This window comes from Pseudoalteromonas sp. BSi20652 (assembly GCF_000239855.1).
Lineage (GTDB): Bacteria > Pseudomonadota > Gammaproteobacteria > Enterobacterales > Alteromonadaceae > Pseudoalteromonas.
In genome coordinates this window covers 1-15,766 of sequence record NZ_BADT01000091.1, presented here as the reverse complement: position 1 = coordinate 15,766, position 15,766 = coordinate 1, and the positions used below count along the sequence as shown (strand labels likewise).

Annotated in this window: 23 protein-coding genes; 18 read left to right on the top strand and 5 right to left on the bottom strand. The window is 40.3% G+C overall.

Annotation, left to right across the window (positions count from 1 at the left end; all coding sequences use genetic code 11):
- Window positions 1–40: 40 nt before the first annotated feature.
- From P20652_RS10710 to P20652_RS10730, 5 genes are all read right to left on the bottom strand, one after another.
- Complete coding sequence (locus P20652_RS10710; RefSeq protein ID WP_008168114.1) at window positions 41–754, bottom strand: YIP1 family protein; 714 nt, start codon at window positions 752–754, stop codon at window positions 41–43.
- 189 nt (window positions 755–943) lie between these two features.
- The gene (locus tag P20652_RS10715) at window positions 944–1,645 is read right to left on the bottom strand and encodes a TorF family putative porin (protein WP_033017372.1); all 702 of its coding nucleotides are present in this window, start codon (window positions 1,643–1,645) and stop codon (window positions 944–946) included.
- Between the two features lie 260 nt (window positions 1,646–1,905).
- Window positions 1,906–3,069, bottom strand: a complete 1,164-nt coding sequence (locus P20652_RS10720; RefSeq protein WP_008168111.1) for a hypothetical protein — start codon at window positions 3,067–3,069, stop codon at window positions 1,906–1,908.
- 155 nt (window positions 3,070–3,224) lie between these two features.
- On the bottom strand, window positions 3,225–3,425 hold the full coding sequence (locus tag P20652_RS10725; protein WP_008168110.1) for a helix-turn-helix transcriptional regulator: 201 nt from the start codon (window positions 3,423–3,425) through the stop codon (window positions 3,225–3,227).
- Window positions 3,426–3,433: 8 nt separating this feature from the next.
- A complete protein-coding gene (locus tag P20652_RS10730) occupies window positions 3,434–3,859 on the bottom strand; it encodes a hypothetical protein (protein ID WP_008168109.1) in 426 nt (141 codons plus the stop codon).
- Between the two features lie 235 nt (window positions 3,860–4,094).
- Here P20652_RS10730 and P20652_RS10735 point away from each other — a divergent pair, with 235 nt between their 5' ends.
- The 18 genes from P20652_RS10735 (at window position 4,095) to rplQ (ending at window position 14,815) form a co-directional block, all read left to right on the top strand.
- Window positions 4,095–6,065 carry an AsmA family protein gene (locus tag P20652_RS10735; protein ID WP_008168108.1) on the top strand — a complete coding sequence of 657 codons (1,971 nt, stop codon included), beginning with the start codon at window positions 4,095–4,097 and terminating at the stop codon, window positions 6,063–6,065.
- A gap of 274 nt (window positions 6,066–6,339) precedes the next feature.
- Window positions 6,340–6,708 carry a 50S ribosomal protein L14 gene (gene rplN, locus P20652_RS10740; protein ID WP_002959498.1) on the top strand — a complete coding sequence of 123 codons (369 nt, stop codon included), beginning with the start codon at window positions 6,340–6,342 and terminating at the stop codon, window positions 6,706–6,708.
- 10 nt (window positions 6,709–6,718) lie between these two features.
- Window positions 6,719–7,033 carry a 50S ribosomal protein L24 gene (gene rplX / locus P20652_RS10745; RefSeq protein WP_002959496.1) on the top strand — a complete coding sequence of 105 codons (315 nt, stop codon included), beginning with the start codon at window positions 6,719–6,721 and terminating at the stop codon, window positions 7,031–7,033.
- A gap of 16 nt (window positions 7,034–7,049) precedes the next feature.
- Complete coding sequence (rplE, locus tag P20652_RS10750; RefSeq protein WP_024610257.1) at window positions 7,050–7,589, top strand: 50S ribosomal protein L5; 540 nt, start codon at window positions 7,050–7,052, stop codon at window positions 7,587–7,589.
- Window positions 7,590–7,599: 10 nt separating this feature from the next.
- A complete protein-coding gene (rpsN, locus tag P20652_RS10755; RefSeq protein WP_033017370.1) occupies window positions 7,600–7,905 on the top strand; it encodes a 30S ribosomal protein S14 in 306 nt (101 codons plus the stop codon).
- Between the two features lie 21 nt (window positions 7,906–7,926).
- Window positions 7,927–8,319 (top strand): 30S ribosomal protein S8, encoded by a 393-nt coding sequence (gene rpsH / locus P20652_RS10760; RefSeq protein WP_008168106.1) that lies wholly within the window; start codon window positions 7,927–7,929, stop codon window positions 8,317–8,319.
- Window positions 8,320–8,332: 13 nt separating this feature from the next.
- A complete protein-coding gene (gene rplF / locus P20652_RS10765) occupies window positions 8,333–8,866 on the top strand; it encodes a 50S ribosomal protein L6 (protein WP_008168105.1) in 534 nt (177 codons plus the stop codon).
- 9 nt (window positions 8,867–8,875) lie between these two features.
- Window positions 8,876–9,226: a 50S ribosomal protein L18 gene (gene rplR / locus P20652_RS10770; RefSeq protein ID WP_002959486.1), complete on the top strand. Its 351-nt coding sequence runs from the start codon at window positions 8,876–8,878 to the stop codon at window positions 9,224–9,226.
- A gap of 9 nt (window positions 9,227–9,235) precedes the next feature.
- The gene (gene rpsE / locus P20652_RS10775) at window positions 9,236–9,742 is read left to right on the top strand and encodes a 30S ribosomal protein S5 (protein ID WP_002959485.1); all 507 of its coding nucleotides are present in this window, start codon (window positions 9,236–9,238) and stop codon (window positions 9,740–9,742) included.
- Between the two features lie 2 nt (window positions 9,743–9,744).
- Complete coding sequence (rpmD, locus tag P20652_RS10780) at window positions 9,745–9,927, top strand: 50S ribosomal protein L30 (protein WP_002959482.1); 183 nt, start codon at window positions 9,745–9,747, stop codon at window positions 9,925–9,927.
- A 4-nt stretch (window positions 9,928–9,931) separates the two neighbouring features.
- Window positions 9,932–10,366 carry a 50S ribosomal protein L15 gene (gene rplO / locus P20652_RS10785; protein ID WP_008168104.1) on the top strand — a complete coding sequence of 145 codons (435 nt, stop codon included), beginning with the start codon at window positions 9,932–9,934 and terminating at the stop codon, window positions 10,364–10,366.
- A 10-nt stretch (window positions 10,367–10,376) separates the two neighbouring features.
- A complete protein-coding gene (secY, locus tag P20652_RS10790) occupies window positions 10,377–11,705 on the top strand; it encodes a preprotein translocase subunit SecY (RefSeq protein ID WP_008168103.1) in 1,329 nt (442 codons plus the stop codon).
- Window positions 11,706–11,727: 22 nt separating this feature from the next.
- Complete coding sequence (gene rpmJ, locus P20652_RS10795; protein WP_002959476.1) at window positions 11,728–11,841, top strand: 50S ribosomal protein L36; 114 nt, start codon at window positions 11,728–11,730, stop codon at window positions 11,839–11,841.
- 124 nt (window positions 11,842–11,965) lie between these two features.
- Entirely contained in the window at window positions 11,966–12,322 is a 357-nt protein-coding gene (gene rpsM, locus P20652_RS10800; RefSeq protein ID WP_008168102.1) for a 30S ribosomal protein S13, read from the top strand.
- A 12-nt stretch (window positions 12,323–12,334) separates the two neighbouring features.
- Window positions 12,335–12,721 carry a 30S ribosomal protein S11 gene (gene rpsK, locus P20652_RS10805; protein WP_002959471.1) on the top strand — a complete coding sequence of 129 codons (387 nt, stop codon included), beginning with the start codon at window positions 12,335–12,337 and terminating at the stop codon, window positions 12,719–12,721.
- A 21-nt stretch (window positions 12,722–12,742) separates the two neighbouring features.
- Window positions 12,743–13,363, top strand: coding sequence for a 30S ribosomal protein S4 (gene rpsD, locus P20652_RS10810; protein ID WP_002959461.1), 621 nt, complete (start codon window positions 12,743–12,745; stop codon window positions 13,361–13,363).
- A 24-nt stretch (window positions 13,364–13,387) separates the two neighbouring features.
- Window positions 13,388–14,374, top strand: coding sequence for a DNA-directed RNA polymerase subunit alpha (rpoA, locus tag P20652_RS10815; protein ID WP_008168100.1), 987 nt, complete (start codon window positions 13,388–13,390; stop codon window positions 14,372–14,374).
- A 39-nt stretch (window positions 14,375–14,413) separates the two neighbouring features.
- Window positions 14,414–14,815, top strand: coding sequence for a 50S ribosomal protein L17 (rplQ, locus tag P20652_RS10820; protein ID WP_008168098.1), 402 nt, complete (start codon window positions 14,414–14,416; stop codon window positions 14,813–14,815).
- Window positions 14,816–15,766: the final 951 nt, after the last annotated feature.

Genomic DNA, 15,766 nt, shown 5'->3' with positions numbered 1-15,766 from the left:
ATTAAGTAATGTGGAGTTAGTATCTACCTCCACTTAAGAGTTATATTGCTGCAATGATTGCCCAAACACCAAAAATAATAATTGAAGGAAGTGCAGAGAATAGGAGTGCTTTGTTAGTTGAAAAATTAGTCCAACATTTTAAGCCGATCATTCCCAGCGCAATGCTCCAAAAGCTAAATAAGTTTATTGATTCTAATAAGCTATAAAAAGGATGGCCAATTTCAAGTCCTATTATTAATTGGTTAATAGATGCGTAGCTAAATACCGCTGTTTGAGATATTTGATCGGTACTTGCACTAAGTACAAGGGCAATTGTGCCTAGGCTTGAAATAACAACTGGCATCACTGTCCAGGTAGAGAATCCATACCAAGCTCCGTAGCTATGTTCTGATTCAGGATCTTGTTTAGCCACAAGCATATAATAAAGTGCCATGAGTGCATTCATAATAGCTAGCCCCATTACGCTGCCAAACAGAGCAAACCAAATTTGGTTTTCTGCATTTAGCTCTATACTTTGACGAATTGCTTTTTGCTCGCCAATCGTCGCATCAATAGTTGATGCTGCTACTTGCTCATTAATCAAAAACTGCATATCAACACTAGAGTAAAAAATATAAACACTAGCGATACTAGCAAGGGTAATACATATAAATGCTAACCATGACCAACCTTTGGCGTGTTCAACACCATTGAAAGCTTTACTAGGACTTATATAAATATCGAGTAGGGCGCTAAACGCGTTAGGTGATTTCATTATTATTCCTTTATACCTATTTTATGGCTAGGCAGTTATAAATGCCCAGTGACTAGGTAATAGAATAAAGGAAAAAGTATGTATTTTTTTCATTCAATTGTAACGGTTTGTTAACAGGTGTGAGATGTCTTTTTCAAAAACGAGAAAAGGGCCAAAAGGCCCTTCGTGTTGCAGCAAGTAACACATTTTTTATAAATTAAAGTCTACAGAATAAGCAACGTAAGCTTTAATATCTGAACCATCTATATCAGTGTCAGACAAACCAAATGTAAAACCGTCTTTTGAAATAGATACACCGTAGTCTAGGATATTGTCATCGCCAATAAAGTCACCAGAGTAATGACCTATATGTAGTGCCATTTCAGTACCGTTGCTACCAACAGCAAAGCCATAATCAGCTGTTAAATAAAGTGAGTCACCAAAGTCTGTACCATCGCCACTTGCAGCCGATGTTGCAAGAACCGATGCACCAAAAGTAAAGCCTTCAACACTAATACTACCGTAAATTTCAGAAAAATCGGCATCTGCACCTGATGCAGCGTCTGGATAAGCATAATAAATATAACCAACATCGTAGCTAACACTTTCGTTAATGTCGCCACCAAAGCCAGCGTATAAATCTAGCTCATAGGTCATTTCATCTGCCCACGATGCATTTGAAACCCAAGTACCTGCGTAAAAGCCCGATTCATCAGCATAATCAATACCGCCTGAAATGGCTGCGTCTCCGCCAGTTTGCTCTTGACCGCGCCATAAGTAGTTTGATGTTGCTGCAGCGTTAGCAGTTACTTCAGCATGCACTGCTGTTGATGTTAAAGATGTTGCACCCATTAAAGCTATCGCACTGATAGCGATGGTTTTTTTAGTTTTAGCATGTTCATTTCCCGTTATATGATTTTTGCTCGCCTAGGTTTTTATTATTTACTCAGAACCTTTGACTAGTTACTATTTATTGTTTAACTAACGGGATAATTGCACTGTATGTGCCAGTTTCATTGTTTTTTATTAAAGATTGTTTTTTATATATTAAAAACAATAGCTTATACTTTATGGATAAAGGGAGGATATAGCTTGAGGGAATATGTTGCGCACATCAGTGGTGCATAAATTAGCCTAGCTGCACCAGAAAAATACAGCTAGGTTAGATTTATTTAGCCAAAAATAGTGCGCATAAGACTAATTGTTTCGTTAACGCCGCGACCTTTTTGAACTTCATTAATGATAGAATCACGTTTACTACGAATATGCTCTGGGATATCGTCAGCTGCAAGTGCGCGGTCTACTAAAATTTCTGCAGACTCTTTGCCTCTACGTTGAGTTTTACCAGTCGTTGTTGTACTACGCTTTGGTTTGCTAAGTAACTTGATGTAGTTAGAGTTATCAGGTGTTTTAGCATCTGCATAGTAAAAGAAACATGGTATTAGTGCTTTTATTGAAACTAATTGTTCCTCTAGTTCGTTACTTGCATTTGCCATTTTATACCATGACATAGCTTGAATACCTTTTACGATATCTTGCCAGTAACGCTCAAAATCACTATTTTTAAGTTTAGAAACACCAAGCGCACCACATAATGCATCTAGTTTATTGTTGGTAATCGGTGTAAATAAATCAGGGCGACGCATTGCTAACAAGCGAGTTGCAGGTGCAAGAGTTGGCTTTTCATTATTGTCGGTAAATACTTTTGAGTAAGCAGCAACAAATTGTTGATATTCGTATTGAGTGATATCGCCTTCAAGTGGAATATTTGCTAATGCGTCGTCAAAATCACCTGGTAAATCACCAAGCATTTGATGAAAACTTTTAGCACTCTTTGTCGATGCAAACCATTCAACGTCAAAGTTGTATGTGCTTGGATCAAGTGATGCCATGTGCTTACCGCTAAACGCAAGTAAGTCTTCAGGGATCATATCTTTAAGAGATTGTTCGCGAATGCTTTTAATGTAGCTTACTAAGCGAAGTTGCTCATCAAGTGCGATCACGTCTTTATGCTGTTCAACAAATACGCTAACTACAGGCCAAGGGGCTACGCGTAGTGTTTTAACTTGTAGAAAACTAATAGCCGAAGTAAGTAGGTCATGTAGCTTTTTAAGCACAGGTAACTGTTGTGGTTCTAGTAAATCGTAGTTCAGACGATCTCTACTTGCATTAAGTAGCTCATAGCACCAAGGTAAAAAATCATCAGGGTGGTTTTCTACTTTCACGGCCATAAGGTTAAGGCTTAACTCTGAGGATTGCTTCAGAATGTTCTGATAGATTTGATTTTCTTGTTCGCCTAGCGTCATTTTTGACGGTGAAATTAGCAGTGTTTTCATGCCTTGTAGAATCTCCGGATTATATATATATTTTTTTGCTGGTCTATTTTAGCGCAATTACACCAATAACAACAGCGCTGTCCTCCATACGTTGTAATTGAAGATGCTAAATCGGTGTTTTTACTAATAGTATGAGACTAACGCTTTAATATGTATCAATCGTTTTCATCTAGTACAAAGAGACTTTCAACTGAGGTATTAAAATGCTTTGCTATTTTTAGAGCAATTATTACCGAAGGGGTAAATCGTGCCGTTTCTACTGTACTTATTGTTTTACGCGATACACTAATAGCATCAGCAAGTTCTTGCTGTGAAACCCCAGCCTCTTTTCGATACTTTGCTATGTTATTTTGCATATCCACTCCTAATCACGACTTTGCCAAAGCAATGATACTCCATATACTAAGATCATAATACCTAAGTAAAATATTGCCATATTTGCATGCGAAACCTCGCTAGGTATTGAATCGTTATTATACAAAACACCAAGAAGGCAAACCCCAAATGCACAAGTTGTATGTTTATAGGCATTAATGTCAATGGTGTTTAGAAACTCATCTTTATAAGCATATTTAAAATACATTTTTAGCGGAAAGCCTGCTTTAATCATAAAAATAGCGGTTACAACCATGTAAAATAAAACGCTCATTCCAACAATTATCATCTCTTCTATATTATGGTTAGTTAGTGAGTAAACACTGAGAAGTAAACAAACTACGCCAGCGCTTATACAAAACCGTATATTATGTCTCATAAATTGTTCTTCTGTTTTTATATCTTGTTGTTTCATAGTAATCATCCTGTAATTGTATTGAGTATTTTTTGTAACCTGTAGGTATCAATGTAACCTTAAGGTTTCATTGAGTCAATATTTATTTGTAACCTAAAGGTATCAAAATGTTTCAGGGGCGATTCAGGAGAAGAATGTAATATCTAATAAAAAGCTTTTTTATCAGAACGACAATGATTTTAAGGCTAACACTCGCTATGATAAGAACATTATTTGCACGTTTGAAAGGACGATCATGAAAACCTTACTTAAAATTGTAGGTGTAATACTTTTACTATGTATAGCACTAATTGTTGCCGCACCGTTTTTAATCCCTACTGATACTATTTTTAATAAAGTGTCGCAGCAGGTAGAACAAACAACAGGGCGCACTCTTACTATTAAAGGTGATAAAACACTTAGCGTATTCCCTGCATTAAAATTAGAACTTAACGACGTGCATTTTGCAAATATGGAATCAGGTTCGCGCGCCGATATGGCGAGTATGAAACAGCTTGCTGTACACATACCTTGGTTTTCATTATTTGGTGGTGAGTTTAAATTAGATAAGTTTGTTATAAACGAGCCAAATATCCTATTAGAAACTGACAAAAATGGTAAAGCTAATTGGCAGTTGTTTGATGCAGTTGCAGAGCAACCTAAAGAGCAAAGCCAATCAGGTGAAGCGATAAAGCTTCCAGATAGCTTTGATATTGAGTTAGGTGAGGTTGCTATTTATGGCGGCACATTTACTTATCTAGATGGTCAAACCGGTGCCAAACAACAAATTAGCGATTTAGAACTCGCTATTTTACTTCCTTCACTTCGTAAAACATTAGAAGTAAAAGGGGGTATTACTTATATGCAAGAGCGTTTTGAGCTTGATATAAAATTAGATACTCCTGCTAAAGCAATTGAAGGTGCTACTTTTAATGTTAAACAAACCTTAGATTCTCGTTTAGTTGATTTAACGTTCGAAGGGAGCATCGCTAAACAAGGCCAAGATATTAAAGGTCAGTTATCACTAAGCGGTGAGTCTGTTAAAAGTATTGCAAAATGGCAAGGTGTAGAGTTAGACGCTAAAGACAATGCTTTTAACGCATTTAGTGTAAACGGTAAAATGCACCTAGCAGGTGAAAAATTTAATTTAGACGATTTAGTTGCAACGTTAGACGCATTGGAAATAAAAGGTAAGAGCGAACTTAACCTAGGTAAGCGTTTAGCTGTAAATGCTGATATTGATTTAGGTATGCTTGATTTAAACCCGTACCTACCTGAAGCAGTAGCAAAACAAGAAGAGCCAGTAGAGCAAAATGATAAACCTGCAGAGCCAATAGTATGGGATGACACTAAAATTGATCTAAGTGCGTTAAATTCACTAGATGCGAATGTAGTTATTCGCTCAAGTGGATTAAAAGCTAACGATATTAAGTTGGGTGCAAATCAATTTACTGTTGCTTTAAAAAATAGCATTGCAAAACTTAGCCTAGATAGCTTTTCTGCTTATGAAGGGTCAGGTAAAGGCGTTATTAATGTAAACGCACAACAAGTACCTTATAAAATATCAACTAACTTTGACTTAGCTGGAATAGATGCACAGCCTTTATTAACGGATGCGGCAGGTTTTGACAAGCTAATGGGTAAGGGGTCTTTAAATTGGAACCTAAACACAACTGGCCAAAGTCAAAAGTCGTTTATTGGTGCGCTTAACGGAAAGCTTGGATTTGAGTTTGCTGATGGAGCTGTAAAAGGTGCGAATATAGCTGAGATGGTTCGTAAAGGTAAGGAACTCATTTCAGGAAACTTTGGTGCAGCATCTGAGGGATTAGATACCGGATTTGAAGAATCAGAAAAAACAGATTTCTCTGCACTAACTGGAAGTTTTAACTTTACTAATGGTGTTGGTAAAAATACTGATTTATCTCTTATTAGTCCACTCATAAGAATATCAGGTGAAGGTGACGTTGATTTACCGCAAACAACGCTTAACTACCGTTTGGTTACAGGTATAGTAGGGTCAATCGAAGGACAGGGAACCACTGATGACAGTACTGGTTTTAAAATACCACTTCGTATAAAAGGGCCTTTCCACGATGTGGGTATAAAGCTTGATGTGGGTAATGCGCTTAAGGATGAAGCTAAGCAGAAGGTTGATGAGGCAAAAGAAAAAGCCAAAGATAAAGCAAAGGATAAGATTAAAGATAAATTAAAAGGTTTATTCGGTTAATCATCTGTAGTCAAAACAAACAAGGCACTTATTACAGTGCCTTGTTTGTTTTGTAACCACCTATAAAATAGCTACATAGCCGTAATTACTCAACTTTAATAACCATGCACTCCAAATTAATTAAAAAATAACCTATCGCTACTCTCTCAATGCTGGTACAATTGCCCGCCCTTAAGAGACAACTCGTTTGTTTTTTGATTGGGATTTAATCGAAATGTCTGATTTTTAAACAAATTTTAGGCAAGTTGTAATTACTACACCGGAGGTCATTAACATGATCCAAATGCAAACTCAGCTGGAAGTTGCTGATAACAGCGGCGCTCGCAAAGTGCAGTGTATAAAAGTCCTTGGTGGTTCACACCGTCGCTACGCAGCGATTGGCGATATCATTAAAGTTTCTGTAAAAGAAGCTATTCCTCGCGGTAAAGTGAAGAAAGGTGATGTTAAAAATGCGGTAGTTGTGCGTACCAGAAAAGGTGTTCGCCGTCCAGATGGTTCTCTGATCCGTTTTGACAGCAACGCGGCTGTTATCTTAAATGATAATTTGCAGCCGATTGGTACACGTATTTTCGGCCCTGTGACTCGCGAACTTCGTAATGATAAGTTCATGAAAATCGTTTCACTAGCCCCAGAAGTACTGTAAGGAGCCAATCATGGCAGCAAAAATACGTCGTGATGACGAAGTAATCGTACTAGCAGGTAAAGACAAAGGTAAGCGCGGAAAAGTGCTTTCAGTTGTTACTGAATCTGGTCGAATCTTTGTCGAAGGCATTAACTTGATCAAGAAACACCAAAAGCCGGTTCCACAATTGAACCAAGCTGGCGGCATTGTTGAGAAAGAAGCATCTATGGATGCATCAAACGTTGCGATCTTCAACTCGGAAACGAGTAAAGCTGATCGTGTAGGTTTCAAGATTGAAGATGGTAAGAAATTACGTATCTTTAAATCTACTGGTAAAACTATCTAATAGTTGGAGTAGAATGATGGCGAAACTGCATGAAGTATATAAAGACAAAGTAGTTGCTGAGCTTCAAGAGAAGTTTGGTTTCAGCTCTGTCATGCAAGTCCCTCAGATCGAAAAGATCACATTGAATATGGGCGTGGGCGAAGCCCTAGCTGACAAGAAGATTTTAGATCACGCAGTAGCGGATTTAGCAGCAATCTCTGGTCAGAAACCTCTAATCACTAAAGCACGCAAATCTGTTGCTGGCTTCAAAGTGCGTGAAGGTTACCCGATTGGTTGTAAAGTAACCCTACGCGGCGAGCGTATGTGGGACTTTTTTGAGCGTTTGGTATCAATCGCTATCCCACGTATTCGTGACTTCCGTGGCGTAAGTGCTAAGTCTTTTGATGGACGTGGTAACTACAGCATGGGCGTACGTGAACAAATCATCTTCCCAGAAATCGATTACGATAAAGTAGACCGTGTACGCGGTATGGATATTACTATCACTACTTCTGCGAAATCTGATGAGGAAGGCCGTGCGTTGTTAGAAGCGTTTAACTTCCCATTTAAGAAATAAGGGTAGGGTTATGGCAAAGAATTCTATGAAAGCGCGCGAAGCTAAGCGCACAAAACTAGTTGCTCAATTCGCTGAAAAGCGTACAGCACTAAAAGCTATCATCGCAGATGTTAATACATCTGAAGATGATCGTTGGGACGCGGTACTTAAGCTACAAGCTTTACCTCGTGATTCTAGCCCAGTACGTCAACGTAATCGTTGTAACATTACGGGCCGCCCACATGGTTACCTTCGCAAATTCGGCATGAGCCGTATTAAAGTTCGCGAAGCAGCTATGCGCGGTGAAATTCCTGGCCTTAAAAAGGCTAGCTGGTAATAGAATCATGGGAGTAAGACTATGAGCTTGCAAGATCCTATCGCGGATTTGTTTACACGTATCCGTAACGGTCAATCAGCGAAGAAAGTATCTGTAACGATGCCAACTTCAAAGCTGAAAGTAGCATTAGCTAAAGTACTAAAAGATGAAGGTTATATCGTAGATTTCGCTGTTAGCAGTGAAGCGAAACCTGAGCTTTCTATCGAGTTGAAGTACTTCGAAGGCAAAGCTGTAATTGAAAATATCCAGCGTGTAAGTCGCCCTGGTCTACGTATCTATAAGAAACGTGACCAATTACCTAAGGTAATGGGTGGTCTTGGTATCGCTATCGTATCAACTTCTAAAGGCCTAATGACAGACCGCACAGCACGTAGTGCTGGTGTTGGTGGTGAAATCATTGGTTTTGTAGCTTAATCGGAGGGGAACTATGTCTCGCATAGCAAAGGCACCAATTACTGTTCCTGCCGGTGTAGAAGTTACATTAAAAGGCCAGGAAATCACAGTTAAAGGCAAAAACGGTGAACTTACTCGTATTATCAACAACGCTGTTGAAGTACAAGTTAATGACAACGTTATTACTACTTTACCTCGTGATGGCGTAGCTAATGCATGGGCTCAAGCAGGTACTGCTCGTGCTCTAATCAACAACATGGTTGTTGGTACGCATGAAGGTTACGAGAAGAAACTTCAGTTAGTAGGCGTGGGTTACCGTGCTGCAGCAAAGGGTAAAACATTAGATTTAACTCTTGGCTTCTCACACCCAGTTAATTTCGCAGTTCCTGAAGGAATTACGATTGAAACTCCAAGCCAAACAGAAGTTCTAGTTAAGGGCGTAGATAAGCAGTTAGTTGGTCAAACAGCTGCTAACATTCGTGCATACCGTAAACCTGAGCCTTATAAAGGTAAGGGTGTTCGTTATTCAGATGAGAATGTACGCCGTAAAGAGGCTAAGAAGAAGTAAGGTAAGACGATGGATAAAAAAACAGCTCGTCTACGTCGTGCTAAGCGCACTCGTAGAAATTATATTGAACAAGGCACAACGCGTCTTGTTATCCACCGCACGCCACGTCACATATACGCTCAAGTTGTAAATGCTGAGGGTAATGTACTGGCTGCTGCTTCTACTGTTGAAAAGGCTATTAGCGAAACAGTTAAAGGCACCGGTAACGTTGAAGCTGCGCAAGCAGTTGGCAAAGCGGTTGCTGAACGTGCGGCTGACAAAGGCATCGAAAAGATTGCTTTTGATCGCAGTGGCTTTAAATATCACGGCCGTGTGAAGGCGCTAGCTGATGCTGCGCGTGAAGCCGGTTTGCAATTCTAGGAGTAGACTATGGCTAACGTAGAAGCAAAGCAACAACAGCCTGATCTAGCTGAAAAGCTAATCGCGGTGAACCGTGTGTCTAAAGTAGTTAAAGGTGGTCGTATCTTTAGCTTTACTGCACTAACTGTAGTTGGTGATGGCGCAGGTAAAGTAGGTTTCGGTTATGGTAAAGCACGTGAAGTTCCAGCTGCTATTCAAAAAGCAATGGAAAAAGCACGTCGTAACATGATCAACGTAGACCTAAATGGCAACACATTACAGCATCCTGTTAAGGGACGTCATGCTGGCTCACTAGTGTTCATGAAACCAGCCTCTGAAGGTACTGGTATCATTGCAGGTGGTGCTATGCGTGCAGTACTAGAAGTTACTGGTGTGCAGAACGTACTTTCTAAATGTTACGGTTCTACTAACCCGATCAACGTGGTACGTGCAACGATTTCGGCTCTTGAGAATATGAATTCTCCACAGTCAATCGCTGCAAAACGTGGCCTTCGCGTAGACGAAATACTGGGGTAACCATGGCAAATCAAACTGTAAAAGTAACACAAGTAAAAAGCTCTATCGGTCGTTTACCGAAACATAAAGCTACATTACGCGGTCTTGGTTTACGTCGTATCAACCACACTGTTGAGTTAGAAGACACAGCATGTGTACGTGGTATGATAAACAAGGTTTCTTACATGGTTAAGGTAGAGGGTTAATTCGATGCATTTGAATACACTTTCACCTGCTGCAGGTTCAAAAACTGCTCCAAAACGTGTTGGTCGTGGTATCGGTTCTGGTCTAGGTAAGACTGGTGGTCGTGGTCACAAAGGTCAAAAGTCACGTTCTGGCGGCAAAGTACGCGTTGGTTTTGAGGGCGGTCAAATGCCTATGCAACGTCGTCTACCTAAATTTGGTTTTACTTCTCGCAAATCTTTAGTATCTGCAGAAATAAACCTTTTTGAAATCGCTAAAGTTGAAGGCGATGTGGTAGACCTAAGCGCGTTACAAGCAGCTGGTCTAGTTAAAAAGAACGTTCTTTTCGTTAAAGTTGTTAAATCTGGCGAAGTTTCACGCGCTGTTACCGTTAAGGGCCTAAAAGCCACTAAAGGTGCACGCGAAGCTATTGAAGCTGCCGGAGGCAAGGTAGAAGACTAAGGAAGTACTAATGGCTAAACCAGGTCAAGATACACAAAGTGCACAAGGTGGACTTTCGGAATTGAAGCGCCGATTACTCTTCGTATTGGGTGCTATCATAATTTACCGTCTAGGTTCATTTGTGCCGATCCCTGGGATTGACGCCGCTGTACTTGCCGATTTCTTCGAGCAACAAAAGGGCACCATTGTTGAAATGTTCAACATGTTCAGTGGTGGTGCACTTGAGCGAGCTTCAGTGTTAGCACTGGGTATTATGCCGTACATCTCGGCTTCGATTATTACGCAACTATTAACGCATATGTATCCTCCGTTTATAGAGCTTAAGAAAGAAGGTGAGCAAGGGCGTAAAAAAATTAGCCAGTACACACGCTATGGCACGCTTGTGCTAGCTACTATTCAATCAATCGGTATTGCTTCTAGCTTACCGGGCATGATGGAAGGGTTAGTTGTTAACCCTGGTATGGGTTTCTATTTCACCGCTGTGGTGAGTTTAGTGACTGGTACTATGTTCCTTATGTGGTTGGGTGAACAAATTACAGAGCGTGGTATCGGTAACGGTATCTCAGTTCTTATATTTGTTGGTATTGTAGCTAACTTGCCGTCTGCTATTGGTTCGACAGTCGAAATGGCGCGCCAAGGTGATTTGAATGTTTTTGTACTGTTGATGGTTGCGGTAATCGTATTCGCTGTTACTTATCTTGTAGTGTTTTTTGAACGTGGACAACGTCGTATTGTTGTTAACTACGCTAAACGCCAACAAGGTCGTCAAGTATTTGCTGCCCAGAGCACGCATTTACCACTAAAAGTAAATATGGCGGGTGTTATTCCACCAATCTTCGCTAGCAGTATAATTCTGTTCCCTGGTACAATTGCTAGCTGGTTCGGCCAAGGTGAAGGTCCAGTCGCTGATGTATTACAAGCTGTTGCTACTACGTTGACTCCAGGTCAACCGTTGTACTCACTTGTTTTAGCTGCGGCTATTATCTTCTTCTGCTTTTTCTATACAGCGTTGGTTTTTAACCCACGTGAAACAGCAGACAACCTTAAGAAATCTGGCGCATTTATCCCAGGTATTCGTCCAGGTGAGCAGACATCTAAATACATTGATAAAGTGATGACACGCCTGACATTGGCAGGTGCTTTGTATATAACCTTTATCTGTCTGGTGCCCGAATTCATGACGATGGCATGGCAAACGCCATTCTATTTCGGCGGTACATCAATTTTGATTATCGTTGTAGTGATCATGGACTTTATGGCACAAGTACAGACTCACCTGATGTCTCATCAGTATGATTCTGTGCTGAAAAAAGCGAACCTTAAAGGCTATGGTCGATAAGGTCAGTTTACGGAGTTGAGCAATGAAAGTACGTGCTTCCGTTAAGAAAATATGCCGTAACTGCAAAGTAATTAAACGTGCTGGTGTTGTACGTGTAATTTGCAGTGAGCCTAAGCATAAGCAAAGGCAAGGTTAAGTAAACAGCGTGCAGGCTGAGTTTTCTCGGCCTGTGTTTTTAGTAGTAATTTGGTCTTCGTTTGAGTATCCTTACGGGCTTTTCAAACTTATGATTACCAAATTCGAATATAGGAGATGTGTTAGTGGCCCGTATTGCTGGCATTAACGTCCCTGATCATAAACATGCAGTTATTGGTTTAACAGCTATTTATGGCATAGGTAAGACTCGCTCTAAGGCTATCTTAGCAGCGACTGGTATCGCCGAAACCACAAAAATCGGTGAACTTTCAGACGAAATTCTTGACGTATTGCGTGATGCAGTTGGCAAGTACACTGTTGAAGGTGATCTTCGTCGTGAAGTTACTTTAAATATCAAGCGCCTTATGGACCTTGGTTGTTATCGTGGCCTACGTCACCGTCGCTCTTTACCACTACGTGGTCAAAGAACTAAGACTAACGCGCGTACCCGTAAGGGTCCTCGTAAGCCTATTAAGCGATAAGGGGATAGTATTATGGCTAAGACACCAATTCGTCGTAAAAAGGTTAAAAAACAAGTTGCTGATGGTATGGCTCATGTTCATGCGTCTTTCAACAACACTATTGTAACGATTACCGACCGTCAAGGTAATGCATTATCATGGGCTACTGCCGGTGGTTCAGGTTTCCGTGGTTCACGTAAATCTACACCATTTGCTGCTCAAGTTGCTGCAGAGCGTGCAGGTACTGCTGCTCAAGAATACGGTTTAAAAAATCTAGAAGTTTTCATTAAAGGTCCAGGTCCAGGTCGTGAATCTGCTGTACGTGCTTTGAATGCTGCTGGTTACCGTATTACCAACATTACTGACGTGACGCCTATACCACATAATGGTTGTCGTCCACCGAAGAAACGTCGCGTTTAACAATAGGTTAGGAGAAATAACATGGCAAGATATTTGGGCCCTAAGCTCAAGCTGAGTCGTCGTGAAGGTACTGACCTGTTCCTTAAGAGCGGCGTAAGAGCTATCGACTCTAAGTGTAAACTTGAGACTGCACCTGGTCAGCACGGCGCTCGTAAAGGTCGCTTATCTGATTACGGTTTACAATTACGTGAAAAGCAAAAAGTACGTCGTATATACGGTGTATTAGAAAAGCAATTCCGTAACTATTACAAAGAAGCTGCTCGCCTAAAAGGCAATACAGGTGAAAACTTGTTACAGCTATTAGAGCAACGTTTAGACAATGTTGTATATCGCATGGGTTTTGCTAGCACACGTGCAGAAGCACGTCAGTTAGTAAGCCATAAAGCGATTTTAGTTAATGGTCGTGTTGTGAACATTCCTTCATACGTAATTACACCAGAAGATACTGTTGTAATCCGTGAGAAGTCTAAGACACAAGCACGTATCATCGCTGCTCTAGAGTTGGCTGAGCAACGTGAAAAGCCGACTTGGGTTGAAGTTGACGGTAAGAAATTGGAAGGCAGCTTTAAGCGTCTACCTGAGCGTTCAGACTTGTCTGCGGACATCAATGAACAACTAATCGTCGAACTTTACTCTAAGTAAAGTTAAGAGTTAAGAGAGGATAAAATGCAGGGTTCTGTAACAGAATTTCTAAAACCAAGGTTAGTCGACATCGACGCTATTAACCCAACGCGTTCTAAAATAGTTTTAGAACCATTAGAGCGTGGCTTCGGTCATACTCTGGGTAATGCCTTACGCCGTATATTGCTTTCATCTATGCCTGGATGTGCAGTAACTGAAGTTGAAATCGACGGTGTATTGCATGAGTACAGCGCGAAAGAAGGCGTACAAGAAGACATCATTGAAATACTACTAAATCTAAAAGGTTTGGCTGTAACGTTAGAAGGCAAAGATGAAGTTTTTCTGACCCTGACTAAATCTGGTGTAGGTCCTGTTACTGCGTCTGATATTCAGCACGATGGCGATGTAACAATTGCTAATCCAGATCACGTTATTTGTAATTTAACAACAAATAACAGCGAGATCAGCATGCGTATTCGTGTTGAACGTGGTCGTGGTTATGTGCCGGCATCTAGTCGTTTATCCTCTGATGACGATGAGCGTCCAATTGGTAGATTGTTGCTTGATGCATCATTTAGCCCAGTTGAACGTATTGCGTACTCGGTTGAATCAGCCCGTGTTGAGCAACGTACAGACTTAGACAAGTTAATCATTGATATGGAAACAAACGGCACTTTAGATCCAGAAGAAGCGATCCGCCGTGCGTCTACTATCTTAGCTGAGCAATTAGATGCATTCGTAGATTTACGTGATGTAACTGAGCCAGAAGAGAAAGAAGAGAAGCCAGAATTCGATCCTATTCTACTTCGTCCAGTTGATGATCTTGAACTAACAGTACGCTCAGCTAACTGTTTGAAAGCCGAGCAAATTCAATATATCGGTGATTTAGTTCAACGTACTGAAGTTGAGCTTCTTAAAACGCCTAATCTAGGTAAGAAGTCTCTAACTGAAATTAAAGACGTGCTAGCTTCACGTGGACTTTCTCTGGGTATGCGCCTAGAAAATTGGCCACCTGCAAGTCTAGCTGAATAATCTAAATCACTATATTAGTTTAGTTAGAAGGATAGGGTCATGCGCCATCGTAAGAGTGGTCGTCAATTAAACCGTAACAGTAGCCATCGTAAAGCGATGTTTAGCAATATGGCAGGTTCTTTGGTGAAACATGAAATCATCAAAACTACTTTGCCTAAAGCAAAAGAGTTACGTCGTGTAATTGAACCTTTAATCACACTGGCTAAGACTGACAGTGTAGCAAACCGCCGTTTAGCGTTTGCTCGCACGCGTGATAAAGAAGTTGTTGGTAAGTTATTCAGTGAAATCGGTCCACGTAATGCGGATCGTCCAGGTGGTTACACTCGTATTCTTAAGTGTGGCTTCCGTACTGGTGATAATGCACCAATGGCTTATATTGAACTAGTTGGTCGCCCAGCGACTAGCGAAGCAGTTCAAGAAGACGCACAGTCTGCAGAGTAAGTCTTAAAGAAACCTAAAAGCCGAGCTTATGCTCGGCTTTTTCTTGCCTAAAATTTGTCAAACTATATGAACCAGTAATTACCTTCTATTATGGACATCGACTCATAGATTCTGAATCGATAAGTTGTTTTGACAGCTGCTTTAATAGCTCTACCTGGTTAACCTTTACCTGTCATTCATCCAAAATAGCCTATCAGATTCTAGTTAAAGATCATTTCAACTATAATAGCGATTTACAGTTATTAATAATACCGCTGTGAATCGAGCTACAATTAGATCAATTTCTAACGAAGTTTCAACTATAGAGCTGATTAGAAGATATAACGTGCGCGCTCTTATCTATATACCGGTACTAAGAACCTCATAGTAAAGTTAACAATTACGGCCTAAGTAAACTTCCTTCTTAAATACGTAAAACTATTATTAAATATAACCTGATCAATTCAATTCTCAGCTTTTGATTAATTTAAATGATTTTTAGCAATATGAATCTTGCTCTATTGGTTGGTTTTTCTGCATAGATGATCGAAATGTGTCTCTATCCGTTAGTAGTTATAATAATTTTCACTTTAAATAGCTCTGTTAACCTATTAATAGTGGTAGTTTAGTTGTGTTTTTGAGCGTTTAGCTCAAATACTCGGCGAACAGCACATTATTTCAAGTTTTCTTCAAAAAAGGGTTGATCTGTTTTCGGATCTCCCTATAATGCGACCCCACTGAGACGGGAAACGCTGAAGCATAGCAAGGCACGAACTACTCAGAGAGTTAAGTAAAACTTCGGTTTTAAATTGTCGAAAGAAAGTTTAAAACAAAGTGTTGACTCGAAAAATAAAGGGTGTATTATTCGCATCCCTTGAGACGCTAAAGCGACTCAAAACGTTCTTTAACAATATAAAGCAATCATCTGTGTGGGCACTCGTACAGATTGAGTTCTAACAGCCAAACTACTTC

Coding starts and splice junctions, on each gene's coding strand:
- secY (WP_008168103.1), top strand. CDS start 10,377: ATGGCTAAACCAGGTCAAGATACACAAAGTGCACAAGGTGGACTTTCG.
- rplR (WP_002959486.1), top strand. CDS start 8,876: ATGGATAAAAAAACAGCTCGTCTACGTCGTGCTAAGCGCACTCGTAGA.
- rpsH (WP_008168106.1), top strand. CDS start 7,927: ATGAGCTTGCAAGATCCTATCGCGGATTTGTTTACACGTATCCGTAAC.
- P20652_RS10730 (WP_008168109.1), bottom strand. CDS start 3,859: ATGAAACAACAAGATATAAAAACAGAAGAACAATTTATGAGACATAAT.
- rpsE (WP_002959485.1), top strand. CDS start 9,236: ATGGCTAACGTAGAAGCAAAGCAACAACAGCCTGATCTAGCTGAAAAG.
- P20652_RS10710 (WP_008168114.1), bottom strand. CDS start 754: ATGAAATCACCTAACGCGTTTAGCGCCCTACTCGATATTTATATAAGT.
- P20652_RS10720 (WP_008168111.1), bottom strand. CDS start 3,069: ATGAAAACACTGCTAATTTCACCGTCAAAAATGACGCTAGGCGAACAA.
- rplF (WP_008168105.1), top strand. CDS start 8,333: ATGTCTCGCATAGCAAAGGCACCAATTACTGTTCCTGCCGGTGTAGAA.
- rplQ (WP_008168098.1), top strand. CDS start 14,414: ATGCGCCATCGTAAGAGTGGTCGTCAATTAAACCGTAACAGTAGCCAT.
- rplX (WP_002959496.1), top strand. CDS start 6,719: ATGGCAGCAAAAATACGTCGTGATGACGAAGTAATCGTACTAGCAGGT.
- rpoA (WP_008168100.1), top strand. CDS start 13,388: ATGCAGGGTTCTGTAACAGAATTTCTAAAACCAAGGTTAGTCGACATC.
- rpmJ (WP_002959476.1), top strand. CDS start 11,728: ATGAAAGTACGTGCTTCCGTTAAGAAAATATGCCGTAACTGCAAAGTA.
- rpsD (WP_002959461.1), top strand. CDS start 12,743: ATGGCAAGATATTTGGGCCCTAAGCTCAAGCTGAGTCGTCGTGAAGGT.
- P20652_RS10735 (WP_008168108.1), top strand. CDS start 4,095: ATGAAAACCTTACTTAAAATTGTAGGTGTAATACTTTTACTATGTATA.
- rplE (WP_024610257.1), top strand. CDS start 7,050: ATGGCGAAACTGCATGAAGTATATAAAGACAAAGTAGTTGCTGAGCTT.
- rplO (WP_008168104.1), top strand. CDS start 9,932: ATGCATTTGAATACACTTTCACCTGCTGCAGGTTCAAAAACTGCTCCA.
- rpsK (WP_002959471.1), top strand. CDS start 12,335: ATGGCTAAGACACCAATTCGTCGTAAAAAGGTTAAAAAACAAGTTGCT.
- rplN (WP_002959498.1), top strand. CDS start 6,340: ATGATCCAAATGCAAACTCAGCTGGAAGTTGCTGATAACAGCGGCGCT.
- rpsN (WP_033017370.1), top strand. CDS start 7,600: ATGGCAAAGAATTCTATGAAAGCGCGCGAAGCTAAGCGCACAAAACTA.
- rpmD (WP_002959482.1), top strand. CDS start 9,745: ATGGCAAATCAAACTGTAAAAGTAACACAAGTAAAAAGCTCTATCGGT.
- P20652_RS10725 (WP_008168110.1), bottom strand. CDS start 3,425: ATGCAAAATAACATAGCAAAGTATCGAAAAGAGGCTGGGGTTTCACAG.